The sequence below is a fragment of the Methylomonas lenta genome, from assembly GCF_001644015.1.
Classification (GTDB): domain Bacteria; phylum Pseudomonadota; class Gammaproteobacteria; order Methylococcales; family Methylomonadaceae; genus Methylomonas; species Methylomonas lenta.
The window spans coordinates 18,263-36,562 of the sequence record NZ_LUUI01000127.1; the positions used below are offsets into that span (position 1 = coordinate 18,263).

Annotated in this window: 14 protein-coding genes; 3 read left to right on the forward strand and 11 right to left on the reverse strand. The window is 47.8% G+C overall.

The genetic code is table 11. The features are described 5' to 3' along the window. Positions 1-195: 195 nt before the first annotated feature. The 7 genes from A1359_RS15395 to A1359_RS15425 form a co-directional block, all read right to left on the reverse strand. Positions 196-1,230: an urease accessory protein UreH domain-containing protein gene (locus A1359_RS15395; protein ID WP_066985018.1), complete on the reverse strand. Its 1,035-nt coding sequence runs from the start codon at positions 1,228-1,230 to the stop codon at positions 196-198. A 37-nt stretch (positions 1,231-1,267) separates the two neighbouring features. Then, positions 1,268-2,944: a multicopper oxidase family protein gene (locus A1359_RS15400; RefSeq protein ID WP_066985020.1), complete on the reverse strand. Its 1,677-nt coding sequence runs from the start codon at positions 2,942-2,944 to the stop codon at positions 1,268-1,270. A gap of 71 nt (positions 2,945-3,015) precedes the next feature. Further along, on the reverse strand, positions 3,016-3,438 hold the full coding sequence (locus A1359_RS15405; protein ID WP_157200571.1) for a phosphate-starvation-inducible protein PsiE: 423 nt from the start codon (positions 3,436-3,438) through the stop codon (positions 3,016-3,018). 4 nt (positions 3,439-3,442) lie between these two features. Beyond that, positions 3,443-4,366 (reverse strand): sulfite exporter TauE/SafE family protein, encoded by a 924-nt coding sequence (locus A1359_RS15410; RefSeq protein ID WP_066985024.1) that lies wholly within the window; start codon positions 4,364-4,366, stop codon positions 3,443-3,445. Positions 4,367-4,376: 10 nt separating this feature from the next. Continuing rightward, entirely contained in the window at positions 4,377-5,075 is a 699-nt protein-coding gene (locus A1359_RS15415; protein ID WP_066985025.1) for an MBL fold metallo-hydrolase, read from the reverse strand. A gap of 349 nt (positions 5,076-5,424) precedes the next feature. Beyond that, the gene (locus A1359_RS15420; RefSeq protein WP_066985026.1) at positions 5,425-6,624 is read right to left on the reverse strand and encodes an ABC transporter permease; all 1,200 of its coding nucleotides are present in this window, start codon (positions 6,622-6,624) and stop codon (positions 5,425-5,427) included. Positions 6,625-6,628: 4 nt separating this feature from the next. Continuing rightward, a complete protein-coding gene (locus tag A1359_RS15425) occupies positions 6,629-7,834 on the reverse strand; it encodes an ABC transporter permease (protein WP_066985027.1) in 1,206 nt (401 codons plus the stop codon). A gap of 79 nt (positions 7,835-7,913) precedes the next feature. Between A1359_RS15425 and A1359_RS15430 the strand changes: the two genes are divergently transcribed. The 3 genes from A1359_RS15430 to A1359_RS15445 all read left to right on the forward strand — a co-directional run bounded on the left by A1359_RS15430 (position 7,914) and on the right by A1359_RS15445 (position 10,413). Then, entirely contained in the window at positions 7,914-8,819 is a 906-nt protein-coding gene (locus A1359_RS15430; RefSeq protein ID WP_066985028.1) for a DMT family transporter, read from the forward strand. Between the two features lie 171 nt (positions 8,820-8,990). After that, positions 8,991-9,734, forward strand: a complete 744-nt coding sequence (locus tag A1359_RS15435) for a hypothetical protein (RefSeq protein WP_066985031.1) — start codon at positions 8,991-8,993, stop codon at positions 9,732-9,734. A 472-nt stretch (positions 9,735-10,206) separates the two neighbouring features. Further along, entirely contained in the window at positions 10,207-10,413 is a 207-nt protein-coding gene (locus tag A1359_RS15445) for a cold-shock protein (RefSeq protein WP_066985036.1), read from the forward strand. Positions 10,414-11,153: 740 nt separating this feature from the next. Here the strand turns inward: A1359_RS15445 and lpdA are convergent. The 4 genes from lpdA to A1359_RS15465 all read right to left on the reverse strand — a co-directional run bounded on the left by lpdA (position 11,154) and on the right by A1359_RS15465 (position 18,249). After that, positions 11,154-12,569: a dihydrolipoyl dehydrogenase gene (lpdA, locus tag A1359_RS15450; RefSeq protein WP_066985038.1), complete on the reverse strand. Its 1,416-nt coding sequence runs from the start codon at positions 12,567-12,569 to the stop codon at positions 11,154-11,156. Positions 12,570-12,581: 12 nt separating this feature from the next. Next, positions 12,582-13,880, reverse strand: coding sequence for a 2-oxo acid dehydrogenase subunit E2 (locus A1359_RS15455; RefSeq protein WP_066985041.1), 1,299 nt, complete (start codon positions 13,878-13,880; stop codon positions 12,582-12,584). Positions 13,881-13,902: 22 nt separating this feature from the next. Further along, the gene (gene aceE / locus A1359_RS15460; protein ID WP_066985044.1) at positions 13,903-16,575 is read right to left on the reverse strand and encodes a pyruvate dehydrogenase (acetyl-transferring), homodimeric type; all 2,673 of its coding nucleotides are present in this window, start codon (positions 16,573-16,575) and stop codon (positions 13,903-13,905) included. A 78-nt stretch (positions 16,576-16,653) separates the two neighbouring features. Continuing rightward, positions 16,654-18,249 carry a protein adenylyltransferase SelO gene (locus A1359_RS15465; RefSeq protein WP_066985047.1) on the reverse strand — a complete coding sequence of 532 codons (1,596 nt, stop codon included), beginning with the start codon at positions 18,247-18,249 and terminating at the stop codon, positions 16,654-16,656. Positions 18,250-18,300: the final 51 nt, after the last annotated feature.

Below are 18,300 nucleotides of genomic sequence, written 5' to 3' on the forward strand. Positions count from 1 at the left end.
TTGCGCTAAAAAGCAATCATATCTTTGATTTCTAACATATTTCTTAACTGACAGTCATTCTTTTCGCGTTTCACACTGAAACTAAAATTTCAAATTGATACATTTGAAGCAACTTTGAAACAACCAATGAAACATAATGATTTTTAGTCGCTGGTGCCGGCAAGCGTGCCTTTCTGTTAGCTGAAAGCACGATCACTAATGCATCATCTGCATGGTCTGCGGTGCCATGGCTGGCATCTGACCACCCTTGAGCATCATCATGCCGCGCTGAAACATCATCACGCCCATCAGAATCACCAACACGCCGGATACGCGCACCATTTGCCGCATGGCAGCATGTGATAGCAAAGTGGCAAACATGCCGAATCCCAATAAAGGTATCAAGGTACCCAAACCGAACAGCATTAGAATCAGGCCGCCCTGATAGGGATCGCCGCTGCCGGCCGCCATCACATACATGGCCTGCAAGGGACCGCAACCCAGCAATAGCCCGGTTAGCAAACCGGTGCGTAAAGCGCTGCGAGGCGGCTTGCGTAATTCATCGGCAACCGCACGGTTGACTGATTTGGGCATACGTAAGGTAAAACGGCGTAAAAATGCAAACAGATTGAGCATTTTCAAACCATAAATCAGTAAAAAAACACTCGCTGCCAGCGCTACTCCGCCACGAATTTGCGGTGTGATGGCTATGCTGGCACCCAGCAAGCCAAATCCTGCGCCAAACGTGGTATACGACAAGGTCTTGCCAAATGCATAACTCAGATGCGCCAGCAACTGTCGTGCCTTAGATTTACTAGGGTCTGTATAAGCGACCACAAAGCTGCCACACATACCTATGCAGTGAAAGCCCGTCAAAAAACCGATACCCAGTAATACGGCCATATCCATTTGCGGCTTGATTTGCTGCATCACGGCCGGCATCTGACTTTTACCCCAGAATGCCACACCACCGACGATCACCAGTAACAGCAAAAAAATCAGCGCACGCTTGATGTGGACAGTCATTGGCGTGGCAACGGTCTCCACTGCATAGCCCTTGCCTTCTATGCACTGGCGAATACGAATGTCATCAATCAACGACCCGTCATACTCAACATCCACAGTTGCTTTGTTATAGCTGGCTTTGACGCCACGCACACCTGGCAAGGCACTCACCGCCTCGCTGATGATGTCCTCACAGCCGGTGCAATGCATACCATTGATTTTTAAATGACTACTACTGATCTTCATATCTTGCTCCTTGATATTGATTATTTAACGCGAACCCTCATTCGATGGAAAGATCGCGCATCATGCCCATATCCTCATGCTCTAGATTATGACAATGCATCATGAACAGACCTTTGAAATCCTGGAACGGTTTAATGATTCTCACCGTTTCGCCCGGCATCACCAGTACGGTATCTTTCCAGCCACCTTCGATGAACCCGTCCTTGACGCTAGCATAACCTTGACCTTCACCACCGCTGCGACTGAGAATCTGGAAATACTGACCGTGCAAATGGATAGGATGCGCCATGGCCATCATCATACCCATGCCGCCTCCGCCCATACCGCCCATTTTGTGACCACTGTCAGAGTCACCGCCACCACGGCGCATCCCCATACCCATGCCGCCCATTTTGTGACCACCGTGTCCGCCACCATGATCATGGAAAATTTCCATCAACTGCACGGTATCAAACGGGATCCGCTCATTGGGCAAAATATCGTTGTAGGCATAGGGTCTGCCATTCAACACCATTTTCATCCGCCCTTCGGTAATGCCTATTGGGATAGGCTTTTGCGGATTGGCGGTATCGGCCAAAGTATAGTGATGGATTTTAGATAATGCTTTGGGTAACGTCGGGCTATCGCCAGCCTGCTTTGTGACTTTAACGCTGAAAATCGGATAGTCACTCCCCATCGGCAACGCATTACCATGCATGCCGCCCATACGACTAGCCATACCCGGCAGTGCACCGGAAAAAGGACGGCTACGCAATACAAGCTGAGAGCCGACTTTTCGCCCGCTGAAATCCGCCCACACATCCAGACGCTCGCCAGGGGCCAGCATCACATAAGATTTTTTGATCGGAGCTTCCAACAAACCGCCATCGGTACCGATGACAGTAATAGGCGAATTATCGTCCCAGGCCAGTTTGTATATGCGCGCGGTAGACGCATTCAGGACGCGCAATCGGTAGGCACGACTGGCAACATCAAGATGAAAATTGGGTAAGCCGTTAACTAATATCCGATTGCCATAAAAACCCATCATACGATCATGCATACCATGGGCGTAGATCAGCTGGTTTTGATCGTTAAAGCGTCTATCTTGAATCACGATGGGAATTTCGTATTCTCCACTAGGGAGTTCCAGTTTACGCTCTTCTTCATCATTGACTAAAATCGCCCCAGCCAAACCGTGATACACCTGTTTGCCAGTGATATCATGCGGATGCGGGTGATAGATATTCATGCTGGCGCGATTGAGCATTTCAAACTCATACACAAAAGTTTGACCCTTATCCAGCGAATACAGTGGATGGCCGTCCATTTTGGCCGGCACATGTAAACCGTGCCAATGGGTGATTGACAATTCATCCAGTTGGTTATGCAACGTGATGCGAATTTTTTGACCTGTTTGAAACCGCAGTACCGGACCAAGATAGGAGCCAGGCAATTCAGTCAGCGTATTAGCCGGTCCCTTTACTAGTTTGGCAAAATATTGCTGCACACGAGTCTGCTGCCCTGGCAAAATAGAAATTGCAGATGGCTTGCAAATCAAATCGATTTCCACATCCGGATGAAAATTAGGCGACGCTTTATTTGGTGCCATTCTTGGCATATCGCCCATCCCTTCCATGGCTTGTAACCAGCTAGGCAATCCTGCCCAAGCTAACATTCCGGCACCCGTTTGGGCAAAAAAGCGACGGCGAGATGAATTAATTGGATGTTTCATAGCAACTCCTCGATCGTAATCGATTATTTTTAATTATTTTTCTGTTGGTAACATCCCTATTGCTCTATATTTTAGCCCTTATCGGACGGCGGCTTCAAAATCACACGTGTCGATATCGCCAGCATTAATATCGCAGCCGACACCCACAACATATTTATACCCGCTTCATGATGTGCTTGTACATCAGCAATCACCAATCGCGCCAAGGCAGTAATGGCTACATAAATCAAACAACGTACCGGCATGACGTTGGTTTTAAAATAAATACCCACCATGGCACCCAATTCCAAATAAATGAACAGCAGCAAAATGTCACCAATAGTGGCGTGACCTTGCGTGACCATACCAGCATAGGCCACTACAGCCGACCAGACCACACTAGCACCGATCACAAACAGGGCAAAGTAGTGAAACGCTTCAATTAAGAGATTGCCTAACTCGTCCAGCCAGGATTTCATACTGGCGTGTAATTCGTTAAATTGTTGTGGATTCATGCTGTTATCGTCCATTGAGAGGCGGGGTAAAAACCACAGTATCAGATTTATGCACCCAACGACCAATACGTAGTAAAACTAATATCAACAGCAAGCCTAATAAAACTAAACCAACCCTGTGAACATTACTCAGCCAATCCTGGCTGCTGGTTAACAACTCTGGCGTAAGGGCTTGAGTTAATACATAGCCACCAACAGCAACCACCATCAAGCCAAACCCGCGACGTAACCAGGCTGGCTTGATATAGCCGGAAATAACGGCTCCCAGGCCACTTCCTAATAAAGCCCCTACGGTTACAATCAGCGTCAACGAAAAATTCAGCTCGGCGTGCTGGCTGTAACCCGCCAAACCCGCCAAGGCATTCATGACAATGATCAACAATGAAGTACCGACAGCCCCTTGCATGGGCAAACCCACCAACATGGTCAGTGCCGGCACAATTAGAAATCCGCCGCCCACGCCCACCATACCAGTCAAGCCACCTACAAAAAACCCATCAAAGAGAACTCGCAAATACGGAACTTTCAGCGGACAAATCGACACCGCTGTTGTGGTCGAGCTGGATTTGACTGCGGGTTTAGCCTTAAATAACATCAGCAAGCCGGTAGACAAACTAATCAAGCCAAACAAACTCATTAATAAATCTGCCGAAAAATACGCGGCCAATCGGCCACCGGCAAAGGCGCCGGCCATACCTGACAAACCAAAGAACATGCCACTTTTCCAACAAACCGAACTACGACGGGCATGCGGAATCAATGCCATCAAACTGGAAACGCCTACCACGACGAAAGAGGTGACAATGGCCGTTTTTGGTTCGACATGTAACAGATATACCAGCATGGGCACGGTCAGAATAGAACCACCACCCCCTAGTAATCCCAGCAATAATCCGATGACGGCCGACAGTGTCAGGGTTAGCAACATCATGGCTCTCCTACTTTTCTGCCGTGACCAGTCCGCAGGATTGGTTGGCTGGCAAAGCTTTATCAATAAATTTAGGGTAGGCCAACTTCAAATCCTGCATGATGGCAATAAATTCATCACGCGTGCGACCTTTGCCCATGCGGGCGTTTTTAGCGATTTCCTGTTTGATAGTCGACACGGTATTGCCCTGATAATCATGACCAGGGTAAACCAACGTATCAGCTGGTAAGGTAAATAACTTGTAGGTAATACTGTCGAATAACTGACCGGCATCGCCCTGCTGAAAATCAGTGCGACCACTACCGTCAATCAATAGTGCATCACCTGTAAACACCCTGTCGGCCATCACATAACTCACACAACCACTGGTATGACCAGGGGTATGACGCACCTGTAAATCCAGATCACCCACCTGCAAGCTGACGCCGTCGGTCACCAACAAATCGGCACACATGGCACCGGCATCCCTATGCACCACACTTTTACTACCTATCTGCTCACGCAACAAACCGGCTCCTGTTATATGGTCGGCGTGCACATGCGTTTCCAGGGTATAGATTAGTTTTAAATGGTGGCTGTTCAATAACTCAAGATATTCAGCTATTTCAGATGCCACAGGATCAATTAATAAGGCACGCCGAGTGCGTTCACAGCCTAACAGATAGCTATAAGTGGAGGTTTCTGCTTCAAAAAGTTGTCTGAAAATCATAACGAGGCCCTCAATAGACTAATAACATGAGAAATAATTAATAATCTTATATCAATTCTTGTGCCAACTTATTCCACAACTGCAACACCACTAACTCATTGATTTTACAAGAATTATATAAATGACAAACCAAAACCGAATGTTTCATCATGAAACATGTGAACCCATTTGATTCACCTGATACAGACATGAAACACTAGAACCAACGACACAAAGGCGTCATGTGAAATACTGCGGACTGTTAAACCTCAAATGCCCGCAGAAGAAATTTGGATTGATTCCGTTATGGATATAACGATAGCTCACTGCTGGATGAGTGGACAGAATTCGTAGGTTATTGACTTGAACTTTATTCTGCTCTTAGGGCTTCCAAAGGATTTAATCTTGCGGCCTTGATAGCGGGCAAAACTCCTGCCGCAATGCCAATCAACAAAGCAATTAAAAAGGCACTGCCAATATAACTCCAAGCCAGCTGTACCGGCAGACTAGGGATAAACGCGGCCGCCAGTTTAACTAGTATCACCCCTAATACGACACCGCCCAAACCACCGGCTAAACTGAGTAATAATGCTTCACCCAGAAATAGTTTGAAAATCACCGCACGTTCGGCGCCTATAGCTCGCAATAAGCCGATTTCGGCCACTCTTTCGGAAACCGCAATCGTCATGATGGTTAAGATACCGACCGAACCAACCAACAACGAAATACCACCCAACGCGCCAACCGCCATGGTCAATACACTCAATACTGAATTCATTTTTTCAACCATCTGGTTTTGGGTGATGATAGTAAAATCTTCGCTGCCGTGTCGCGCTATTAAACGGCGCTTAATACTTTCCTGAATCAGCTCGCTATTAGCTTCACTGTTATACAGCACATCAACTTCCATCAAACCCTGGCGATCGAATAACTCCATGGCTTTGCCGGTTGGTATGTAGACGCTGTCATCCAGATCAAAACCCAGTAACTCACCTTTTGATTCCATAACACCAATGACACGAAAACGATCCGTTCCAATACGAATACGTTGACCTAATGAACTACTGGCGCCAAATAATTCGCTTTGCATCTTGCTACCCAAAACGGCAAAAGCACGCGGATTTTCCAAACTATCATCAGGTAAGAAGCGACCGGCACGTACTTTAATCTGCCAAATCGAGGGCATTGCCGTGCTAACGCCAAAAACATTGGCACGGCGTTGTTTTTTTTCGGCTTCTATTCGGGCATTACCTTGTATGAGCGGCATAACCGCCTCTACCTGTTCCAGGCTTTGCAAACTAATCACATCATTTATGGAAAGTGGGCGCACAGTGCTAATGGTGGCGCCGGACAATCCAAACGTGGTTGTTTTGCCAGGATAAATTGCAATTAAATGCGTACCAAACTGAGTAAATTCGGCTAAAACAAAATGGTGAATCCCTCGGCCGATAGAGGTCAGTATCACAACAGCGGCGATACCAATAATCAACCCAAGCGAGGTTAGTAAAGAACGTTGTTTATGACTGATGATGCTACTTAGCGCCAGTTTAGCCAGATCAAAATCGTTCATAGCATCATCTTCTGGATAGTGCCGCGACAGGATCCAGCTTAGCGGCTTTATGCGCTGGTAACACACCAAAAATCAGACCTGTAACTAAAGATACTGTCAAGCCAGCCAGCCAGGCCCAAGTAGGCAAGCTGAGTGGAAATTCGGGATACATCCATTGCAAAAACCAGAGCCCAAGTTGCCCAATCAAACTACCAAATAGCGCCCCAGCCAAACATAACAGGGCAGCTTCTGACAAAAAAAGCCGGCGCAATTGACTCTGGGTGGCGCCTAAGGCCTTGAGCAAACCAATCTCTGCAGTACGCTGACTGACACTGACCAACATGACATTCATCACCAACACCCCTGCCACCGACAAGCTGACTGCAGCAATACTGACTACCGTCAATGTCAAGGCGTTAAGAATTTTGTCAAAGGTATTAACCACGCTATCCTGCGTAATCACAGTAATGTCGTCTTCACCTTCATGCCGCAGCTTGATAATAGCGCGAACTTCATCTACGGCTTTATACATGGCTGGTTGAGAATGTGCTTCGATCAGGATACGAAACAACGAATGACTATCAAATAAAGCCATAGCAGACGCGACAGGAACAATCACAATTTCGTCAAAGGCCACACCTATCGATTGCCCCTCTTTTGCCAGCACGCCGATGACCCGGAAACGCCTATCATTGATACGCAACCACTGGCCGACTGCCTGTTGCTGTGGAAACAACTGTTCGCGAATGGTTTGTCCAATCACACAGACCGGAATTTCCTGTTCGACATCGGATTCCGGTAAAAACCGGCCTTGCTCAAGCGTCAAATGCCTTACCCGGAGTAAAGCCTGCGTTGAACCCAAAATATTGGTTTCTCGCTCCAGACCCGCTGTCGAAACCGGTGCAGAACCAACAACAATAGGTGCAATAGCGGCAATATGACGACTCCTAAATAATGCCGTCGCATCATCCAAGGTCAAATCACGCGGTGTTTCACCAAAAATAGGCGGATGCCCGCCTGTCGTTTCCGAGCGACCTGGCAAGATAATAATTAAATGTGTTCCCAGCGATTCAAATTCATTAACCACATAATTGCGGGCGCTATCACCCAGCGCAGTCAATATGTTGACCGATGCCACGCCTATGCTCATGGCCAACACAATCAGCGCTGCCCGTAAGGGTTGCATTTTTATGGCCTTGCCAGCCTGAAACAGAATGTCGCTCATCAGCATTCAGGCAGTTTAACTTGATAAACAGCAAGCTGACAGTCAAAGCAGGTAAACTTTCGATTTAAATTTTGTGCCCATCACTGTGAATCTAGCCCACTTACGTCGCAACGGATTTAAAATCCAGAATTTGTCTGACCATCGTCGCGGCTTATTGGAAATGCTGCTGGCCTGCTTGTTGTTTTCGCTGATGAACGTTTGCGTTTATGCCATCAAGTGGTTTGATAGCGACACGCCGGTTACTGTGATCAGTTTTGTCAGAATTTTAAGCAATTTACTGATTTTAATCATCCCGGCATTGTTTAGAAGCCAGTTGGTGACTCTGTTTGGCGATGGGCGACCTTCATTATGGCTGCGAGGCTTGTTTGGCACCATCGCCTTGATGTTGTCTTTTGCAGCAATTACCCGTATCGGTCCCGGTGAAAGTGCATTTCTAACAGCTAGCAGCGGGGTGTTTGTTGCTTTATTGGGGCCTTGGGTGCTGGGTCAGAAAAATTCATGGTGGGTTTGGCTGGCCATTTTTGGTTCATTTGCAGGTATTGCATTATTATTTACCCCCAACGGTCAAACTGTTGATGTGCTTGGTCGTGCGATGGCCCTATCAGCGGGTTTTTTGTCGGCCATGGCCTATTTAATGGTGGCTCGCGCCGGACGCAGCAATTCGCCGCAATCGGTTATTTTTTATTTTTGCCTGGTCGCCTTAGTTTTACATCTGGCTTACTTTGGCCGATATGGTTATCAGTTGCCACAACGACCAACGACCTGGGCGTTGTTATTACTAACTGGCTTGCTTGGCAGCGCCGCGCAATTTTGCATGACACGCGCTTATCAGGCGGCACCTGCCGCACTGGTTAGCGCAGTAGGCTATCTCGCACCGGTTTTAAGTCTTGCCTGGGGGGTTGCCTTTTTTGAACAAGTACCGGGTCAAAATGCATTACTGGGATCATTGTTGATCCTGTTATTTGGGGTTTTATTACCTTTTCTGCGTTAATGTTGTTTTATTGCTACTCAAGTTGCAGTTGCGCCACAATGGTGCAAATTGCACCATCAAGACAAGCTATTGCTGCCAGACGAAACCTTAAGACATTGAATTTATTGAGTTAAGCTTAAGGCATACATCTTGCTGCACTGACTTTGTGTACTAGTAAACGCAAGGTGATTTATGGCAAGTTGTCAACGTTTCAGGGATACGTCTGTTTCGGAGCGGATACTCAATAGCCTGTTTTTGTTGAGTATCGCGATTGGTTATTTGTTTTCTATAGGTCAAATATTTTTTAGTCATCAGGGTCGAGACGGGCAACCTGGCTTATCCATAGCAGACATTAGCATTGCTTATCACGGCAGTCCTGCTCAAACCCGCTTGGCCGCTGCCATCAATGGGCCTATGGCAGGCAATTTAAAATCAGCGGATGACAAAAAAATCATATTGGGATGGATTAAATCCGGTGCCGGACAAGCACTGTATGAAACCCAAGTTGCGCCTATCTTGCAACGTGATTGTTTGGGCTGCCACTCGCCAGCCAGTGGTATGCTAGTGCCAGATCTGACTCGTTACGAACAGGTTGTAAAATTAACCGAATCCGACCGTGGCGCATCAATTCCATCACTAGTCAGGGTTTCGCACATACATTTGTTTGGCATTGCCTTTATTCTGTTTTTTGTCGGCAAACTGTTTGTTCTTTGCGATATGCCGATATGGTTAAAGCGATTAACCATCGGTATTCCATTTATGAGTATGCTAACCGATATTTTTGCCTGGTATCTGACCAGGGAAACACCGGAATTTGCTTATCTACTAGTCGTTAGTGGCGCATTGATGGGCTTGTCACTAAATTTTCAGATTCTGTTGAGCTTGTACCAAATGTGGTTACCCTTAGGACAAAATCATCAACAGTTGACCAGGTAAAAGTTACCCAGCTATTAGGGTTGATTTGTAGTTTACAGGCGGCTATTAATGGGATGCTTGCGTTACCATGGCTTGATGGCGAATAATTTCAATGGCGAGTAGGATGTCTGTTAATTTTGCATCAATACAGACCTGTTTATTGCCTGAGTATCAAAAAGTTAAGGCAATCCATGCCGAGATGATACTTTTTAACTCAGATAAATTACCTTTACAATCAGTCGCTTGCAATAAACCGAGTACGATTTATTGCTATTTTGATGATTTAATTAAGTATTACATTGACATTCCTACTTATCAGCCTAGAATGAATCCCAGCTAGAAAATAAGATTTACCCTTTGTTTACCGTTTCGTTGCCTCTTCTGTAGTTCTTCGTCCTGTTTTTCATTTAGTAATTTCCACATTTACCAGCTATACCCGCCTTTACAAGGCTCAATATTAAAATTTATAGGACTTATTATGACTACAACTACAATGACAACCGGCGTTGTTAAATGGTTTAACGCGGACAAAGGCTTTGGTTTTATTGAACAAAAACAAGGTCCAGATGTTTTTGTTCACTTTAAAAACATCCTTAGCACCAGCAATAGCTACAAAACACTTGATGAAGGACAACAAGTTCAATTCAAACTTGGCCGCGGCCCTAAAGGCCCGCAAGCTGAAGAAGTAACCCTGGTCTAACGATTAGGCATTTATTCCGTAGCCATAATCAAATGACTACGGAATAAACCAATGCTGGCAACCTATTTAAATAGCTAGAGCTTTTTCTGTAAATCCAAATTCCTCTACCAAGTAAATTTTCAAACTTACTTATTAATAAGCTTTAAATAACCAGCCAGTACTAACAAAACAGTTACCCGATTGCACTTCACCGCTAAACACATATCTTGTGTTAGCGATATTGCATCCCTCTAAATTAATTTGAGTACAAAACAATGAAAACAATTACAGTCAAACCACACACTCCACCAGCACCTCTAACAGGCTGGCACTATGACGCTTACTTCCTTGAGCAACTTGCCAAGCAAAAAAATAAAAAAATCGCTCACTAAGTCACACTTACTCAGAGACTGACATATAACAGTCACTCTTCCCTGAAGTTTTCTAAAAAACACCAAACCTCTCAGCGAAGCACTCCTGCGCATACAAAGCCTTACGCATTAAAAAGAACCCCTACCAGCTAGCTTTATAGTGTTTATTCAGCGTTTTAGAGACCATTCACTATAGATCGGTGTAATTATTCTAGCCTATGCATTAGCATTTGATTTTTTGGCCGAAAAGCGATTACAACCTTTTAGCCTCTGCGAAGCAAAGCTTTGCAACTACAGGGGTTTACTACCGACAAAAATATTTTTCCATCCCTCGCAATAGCAACCCAAAGGCCTCTCGCTATCAAGAAGCCTTATGAACTGTATCTGTCTTTATTTTTTTACATACAAATCTGTAATTGTGCCCTCTATCATCTCCGCTGCAAAAGCAAAGGTTTCAGATAAGGTTGGATGTGGGTGAATAGTGAGACTGATATCGGTAGCGTCTGCGCCCATTTCCAGCGCCAATACTGCCTCCGCTATCAATTCGCCGGCGCCCGGACCTGTCATACCAGCCCCAAGAATACGGCCACTGGTTTTATCGGTGAGAATTTTGGTGATACCCTCGTTACGACCCAAAGCTAGCGAACGTCCGCTGGCCGCCCATGGGAATGCGGCTTTGTCGTACTCCACACCTTGTTCCTTGGCCTGATTTTCGGTCAAACCCATCCAGGCCACTTCCGGATCGGTATAAGCTACGGATGGAATCGTCAGCGCATCGAACCCCGCTTTGTGACCAGCAATGACTTCGGCGGCAATTTTGCCTTCGTGGGTAGCCTTGTGCGCCAGCATCGGATTGCCGACGATATCGCCGATGGCAAAAATGTGGCTGATATTAGTGCGACCTTGTTTGTCGACCGGGATAAAACCTCTATCGTCTACCGTGACACCGGCTTTATCAGCGTCGATTAATTTACCATTAGGACGACGCCCAACGGCGACCAACACGGCATCGAATATTTCTGCTTCCGGCGCCTCTTTGCCTTCCATGCTGACTTTCATGCCGGCATCGGTAGGTTCGATGGCTTTGACGCTGGTTTTCAGCCACAAGTTGTCGTATTGCTTTTTGATTTTGCGTTGCAGCGGGGTAATCAAATCCTTGTCGCAGCCGGGAATAATTTGATCCATCAATTCCACCACACTGATTTTCGAACCCAGCGCATGGTAGACGGTGGCCATTTCCAGACCAATGATGCCACCGCCGACTATCAATAGCTTTTCCGGCACAGATTTCAGCTCCAGCGCGTCGGTAGAATCCCATACCCGAGCATCGTCATGCGGAAAACCGGGGATTTTGGTCGGCTGCGAACCGGCTGCGATTATGGCGTTGTCGAAGGTCACGGTCTGCGGACCATCATCGTTCTCTACAACCAGACTGTTCGCGCTAGCAAATTTGCCGACGCCGTGTATGACCGTCACCTTGCGCTGTTTGGCCAGCTTGCCTAAGCCTTGATTCAGGGATTGGCTGACGCTTTCTTTCCAACCGCGAATTTTATCCAGATCGACAGTCGGTTTACCGAAACTGACACCGTGCTCGGCCATAGCCTCGGCTTCGTGTATGATTTGCGCAGCATGTAACAGGGCCTTTGATGGAATGCAGCCCACATTCAAACAAACGCCACCCAAAACAGGATAGCGCTCAACTAAAACAACTTGTTTGCCCAGGTCCGCGGCGCGAAAGGCAGCCGTATAACCACCGGGGCCGCCGCCTAAAACCAGTACTTCGGCGTGTGTAACGGAATTACTCATATATCACTACTCCTAAAGTAACAAGCGGCGAATATCCGCCAAATTTGCTTTTAATGCTTCCATGAAGCGTGCACCTTCAGCACCGTCGATAACACGGTGATCATAGGTAATATCCAACGGTAACATCAGTTTGGGTTCGAAGGCAGAACCATTCCAGACCGGTTGGACCTTGGCGCGGGTGACACCCAAAATCGCCACTTCCGGCGCATTCACAATTGGGGTAAATGCACTGCCGCCGATGCCGCCCAGACTGGAAATGGTCATGCAGCCGCCCTGCATGTCGGCTGGCATCAGCTTACCCTTACGGGCCAGTTCACTTTTTTCACCTAATTCAGTGGTCAGCTGGAAGATGCCTTTTTTATCCACATCCCGGATTACCGGTACCACCAGGCCATTCGGGGTATCGACAGCAATACCAAGGTGAAAGTATTTTTTATAAATCAGCTTATCGCCTGCCGGTGACAGAGAGCTGTTGAACGACGGGTATTTCTGCATGGCCGCGACCAGCGCCTTCATGATAAAAACCAGTCCGGTTAGCTTGACACCGTCTTTGCCTTGGCTGGCGTTAGTCGATTTACGGAATTCTTCCATTTCATCGATGGCGACTTCGTCGTGATAGGTCACCATCGGCAGATTCAGCCAGACCCGGGTTAAATTCTGACCGGTTAGACGCTTGATTTTACTTAAGGGCTGTTCTTCAATCTCGCCGAATTGCGTGAAATCCACTGCCGGAATCGCCGGGATGCCAGCGCCGCCTGTAGCAGTAGCACCGGATGCCATCACTTGCTTGACGAAGTTTTGCACATCGGCTTTCAGAATCCGACCTTTACGGCCCGTGCCATTTTGAATCTTGCCCAGATCGACGCCAAGTTCGCGGGCAAATAGTCTTACACTGGGAGTAGCGTGGGCTTTAAAACCTTCGCTACTCGTGGTTGCGACGGGCGCAGCTGGTGCAACAGCGGGTTTGGCAGGTTCCGGTGCCGCTGCTTCCACCACTGGCGCCGGTGCCGGTGCTGGTTCAGCGGCTGCAGGAGCAACGACAGCAGCGGGTTCCGGTGTAGCCGCAGCATCACTGACTTCCACTGTGGCAATCAAGGTGCCTTCGGAGACTTTATCACCGGGTTTGATGTGTATGGTCTTGATGATACCCGCAGCACTGGAGGGCAGGTCCATAGTGGCTTTATCGGTTTCCATGACCGCCAGGGTCTGTTCCACGGCCACCACATCGCCGGGTTGAATTAACACCTCGACGATGTCGATTTCGGGTACGTTGCCGACATCGGGGACTTTTATTTCGATTATAGAACTCATATGATTTCCGTTTGATCAGCCGTTAAATCAACCAAGGCGCAGAGACGTCCGGGTTGATGTTGTATTTGGCAATCGCCACTTCGACTTTGCTGGCTTCAAATTCGCCGCTTTCCACCAAGCTATATAAAGCCGCTACCGTGACGTGATATCTATCCACTTCAAAGAAGCTGCGCAGATTAGCGCGAGTATCGGAGCGACCGAAGCCGTCAGTGCCCAGCACGGTGTAGGACTTTTTCAGCCAAGGTCGGATTTGCTCGGCAAATACCCGCATGTAGTCAGTTGCAGCAATCACAGGACCTTTCGTATCGCCCAGGCAGCGCTCGATATGCGTGATACGTGATTTTTCGGTCGGGTGCAAGCGGTTCCAGCGATCGCAAGTTTGACCGTCACGGCCCAGCTCGGTAAAACTTGGGCAGCTCCACAAGTCAGCATCCACACCCCAATCATCGTGCAACAGTTGAGCAGCGGCGATGACTTCGATAAAGATGGTGCCGGAACCCAGTAGTTGTACGCGGGGTTTTTTGCTGTTCGGACCTTTTTTGAACAAATACATGCCTTTCAAAATATCGTCTTCAGCCCCATCCGGCATGGCAGGCTGCTCATAGTTTTCATTCATCAGGGTGATGTAATAGAAAATATCTTCCTGATCCGCGTACATGCGACGCAAACCATCTTGGATGATCACTGCCAGCTCGCAACCAAAAGTTGGGTCGTAGGAGTAGCAGTTTGGCACAGTCGCAGACATCAGATGACTATGGCCGTCTTCATGCTGCAAGCCTTCGCCATTTAAGGTAGTTCTGCCGGCGGTACCGCCCAGCAGGAAGCCGCGAGTACGTTGATCGGCCGCTGCCCAGATCAAATCGCCGACGCGTTGAAAACCAAACATCGAGTAATAGATGAAAAACGGAATCATCGGTACGCCATGAGTGGAGTACGATGTGCCAGCAGCGATCCAGTCGCACAAACCGCCGGCTTCATTGATGCCTTCCTGCAATACCTGGCCGTGCTTGTCTTCTTTATAGAACATCAATTGTTCAGCATCTTGCGGGGTATACAACTGACCAACTTGCGACCAGATTCCCAACTGACGGAACATGCCTTCCATACCGAAGGTACGGGATTCATCCGGCACGATAGGTACTATGCGTTTACCGATTTGTTTGTCTTTGACCAGAATATTCAAAATCCGCACGAAAGCCATGGTAGTAGAGATTTCATGGCCCTCGCCGCTGCCATCCAGCAAGGCTTTAAAGGTGGTTAGTGCAGGAATTTCCAGCGGATAGGCTTTGGTACGGCGAGCGGGCAGATAGCCACCCAGATCGACACGACGCTGGCGCAGGTAATTCAATTCGGCGGAATCTTCGGCAAAACGAATATACGGCAGGTTGAGCAGTTCTTCGTCGCTGATCGGCAATTGGTAGCGGTCGCTGATAGCCTTGATAGACTCCATGCTCATCTTCTTTTGCTGATGGCTGGTATTTTGCGCCTGGCCGGAATCGCCCATGCCGTAACCCTTAATGGTTTTGGCCAGGATCACGGTCGGCTGACCGGTATGGTTGGCGGCGGCTTGGTAAGCGGCAAAAACTTTAATCGGATCGTGGCCACCGCGATTCAGTTCCCAGATATCGCGATCGGTGTAGTCTTTGACCAATTCCTGCAGTTCAGGCGTGTTGAAGAATTTTTCCCTAACGTACGCGCCATCTTTGGATTTAAAGGTTTGGTAGTCACCATCAACACATTCCATCATGCGCTTCATTACTAAACCATCTTTGTCGCGGGCCAGAATAGAGTCCCAACGTCTGCCCCAGATGACTTTTATAACATTCCAGTTGGCGCCGCGGAAATTACCTTCCAGTTCCTGGATGATTTTGCCATTGCCGCGTACCGGGCCATCCAGACGCTGCAGGTTGCAGTTGACCACAAAAATCAGGTTGTCCAGTTTCTCACGACCGGCCATGCCGATGGCGCCCAAGGTTTCCGGTTCGTCGGATTCGCCATCGCCCAAAAAGGCCCAGACTTTACGACCATCGGTATTGGCAAAACCACGATCCTGCATGTAGCGCATGAAGCGGGCTTGATAAATCGCCATGATGGGTCCAAGACCCATGGATACGGTAGGGAATTGCCAAAACTCCGGCATCAACCAGGGGTGCGGATAAGAAGACAAGCCGTTGCCGCCCACTTCCTGCCGGAAGTTGTCCATTTGTTCTTCTGTCAATCGACCCAGCAAAAACGAGTGAGCATAGGTACCGGGTGCGGAGTGACCTTGGGAGAAAATCAGATCGCCACCGTGCTTATCGCTAGGTGCGTTCCAGAAATGATTTTGACCGACATCGTATAGGGTTATGGCAGACGCAAAACTGGCGATATGGCCGCCGACATTGGTGTACTTGTTGGCACGCAATACCATCATCATCGCATTCCAGCGTACATAAGAGCGTATGGTGCGCTCGATGTCGGTGTTGCCGGGGTACTTGGGCTGCTTATCAACCGAAATGGTATTGATGTAAGGTGTGTTGGCTGAAAACGGAATGTCGAGACCGGCTTGTCGGGCGGTGTAGAGCAAGGCATCAATCAAAAAACTGGCTCGATCGCTGCCTTCCTTGTCAATCACTGATTCCAGGGCCTCCATCCATTCCTGGGTTTCAGCAGGATCAATATCGTGTTTTGCGGCAATATCGGTATTGTTGTTCATTTAGGAACCTAGAAAAATCGTTGGATTAGCTCAAAAAGGATACCTGAAACCGTCGTTTTGAGCATTTTTTTTTGTAAATTAAGAACTGCAAGACAGCATTGAGCAACCTGCTCTATGCTTAGCCCAATCCGGACGCTTTTCGGCAAAGCGTTCCTTTCCAGCTTGAAAGTCGTATGGCCGACGTAGCACCTCAAGTAATTCCCTTGCCATGCTGAAGTCGTCTTGCTCTGCCAAATCAATGGCTTGCTGAGCCAGATAATTGCGTAATACGTAAAGCGGATTGACCTGATTCATTATCTGTTGTCGTTCGCCATGCGATCGATTGTCAAGTTTCAGACGGGCTTGATAGCTATTGAACCACAAACCGGCCAGCGCTTGATTTTCTGCATTTAAGGGGACATAACTGACGTTTTCTAACAACGCATAAAAAACCAACACTTCATCATCAACGTTTAAATTGGCCAAACCCCGATAAAAAAGTGTCATATCGGTTTCTGCTAGCTGTAACAGTGTGGTCAAATCTGCAACCAGGGTTTCATCGCTGGCAATATCGAAGGCCATCAAGCCCAGTTTGTCGGCCATCATGCGCTGCCAGTCGGCTTCAAAAGTCGATGTAAACACATTTAATGCCTGCTGGAGAGGATCGGCTTTTTGGATCAACGGATAAATTGCATTGGCTAGTTGCACCAGATTCCAGTAGGCAATCTTGGGTTGATTGCCAAAACGATAGCGGCGCCCTTGAGCATCGGTGGTGTTTGGAGTCCAATCCGGATCGTAATTTTCCAGCCAGCCATAAGGACCGTAATCGATAGTCAAACCCAATATCGACATGTTGTCGGTGTTCATAACCCCGTGCACAAAACCGACGCGTTGCCAATGAACGATCATTTTCGCCGTGCTACGGCAAATATCTGCAAACCATTGCAAGTACACCGCTTTGGAGGGTTCACCCAAATGCGGAAAATCCGTCCGTATGGTGTAATCGACCAGTTTTTTTAGCGTGTCAACATCGTCGCGCGAGGTAAAAAGTTGAAAGTTGCCAAAACGGGTAAACGAAGGCGCCACCCGGCAAACTACAGCACCGAGTTCTCGTTGCGGATTGCCGTCGTAAAACATGTCTCGCACCACGTATTCGCCCGTCAGAATAAGACTTAATGCGCGCGTGGTGGGCACACCCAAATGGTACATAGCTTCACTACATAAAAATTCGCGTAGCGAGGAACGCAAAACGGCAAGCCCATCTGCACTTCGGGAATAAGGCGTGGGACCGGCACCTTTTAATTGCAATGCCCAGCGTTGACCTTGTTTATTAATCACTTCGCCAAGATTGATGGCGCGCCCATCACCCAACTGGCCGGCCCAATGTCCAAACTGATGCCCGCCGTAACAGCTGGCATAAGGATCCATGCCCTCGACCAGGCGATTACCGACGAACACTTGGCAAAAATCCTCGGATTCGCAAATTTCCTCGGATAAACCCAGCTGCGCTGCCATTTCCTTGGAATAAGCCACTAATTGAGGTGCTTTGACGATTTTCGGCAGTACCCGTGAAAAACAAGCCTGGTAAACTTGGCGACGATAATTTTCCGGCTCCGGGTCGCCGGCTAATTCACGAACAAAGCGATTATCGAAATTTAAAGTGTCAAGAAGGCTGATATTGGATTGAGTAGACATGGTTTTGGTTAAATCTGTTTCGGATAGAGGCGAGTAGAGGCTAAGATAGAG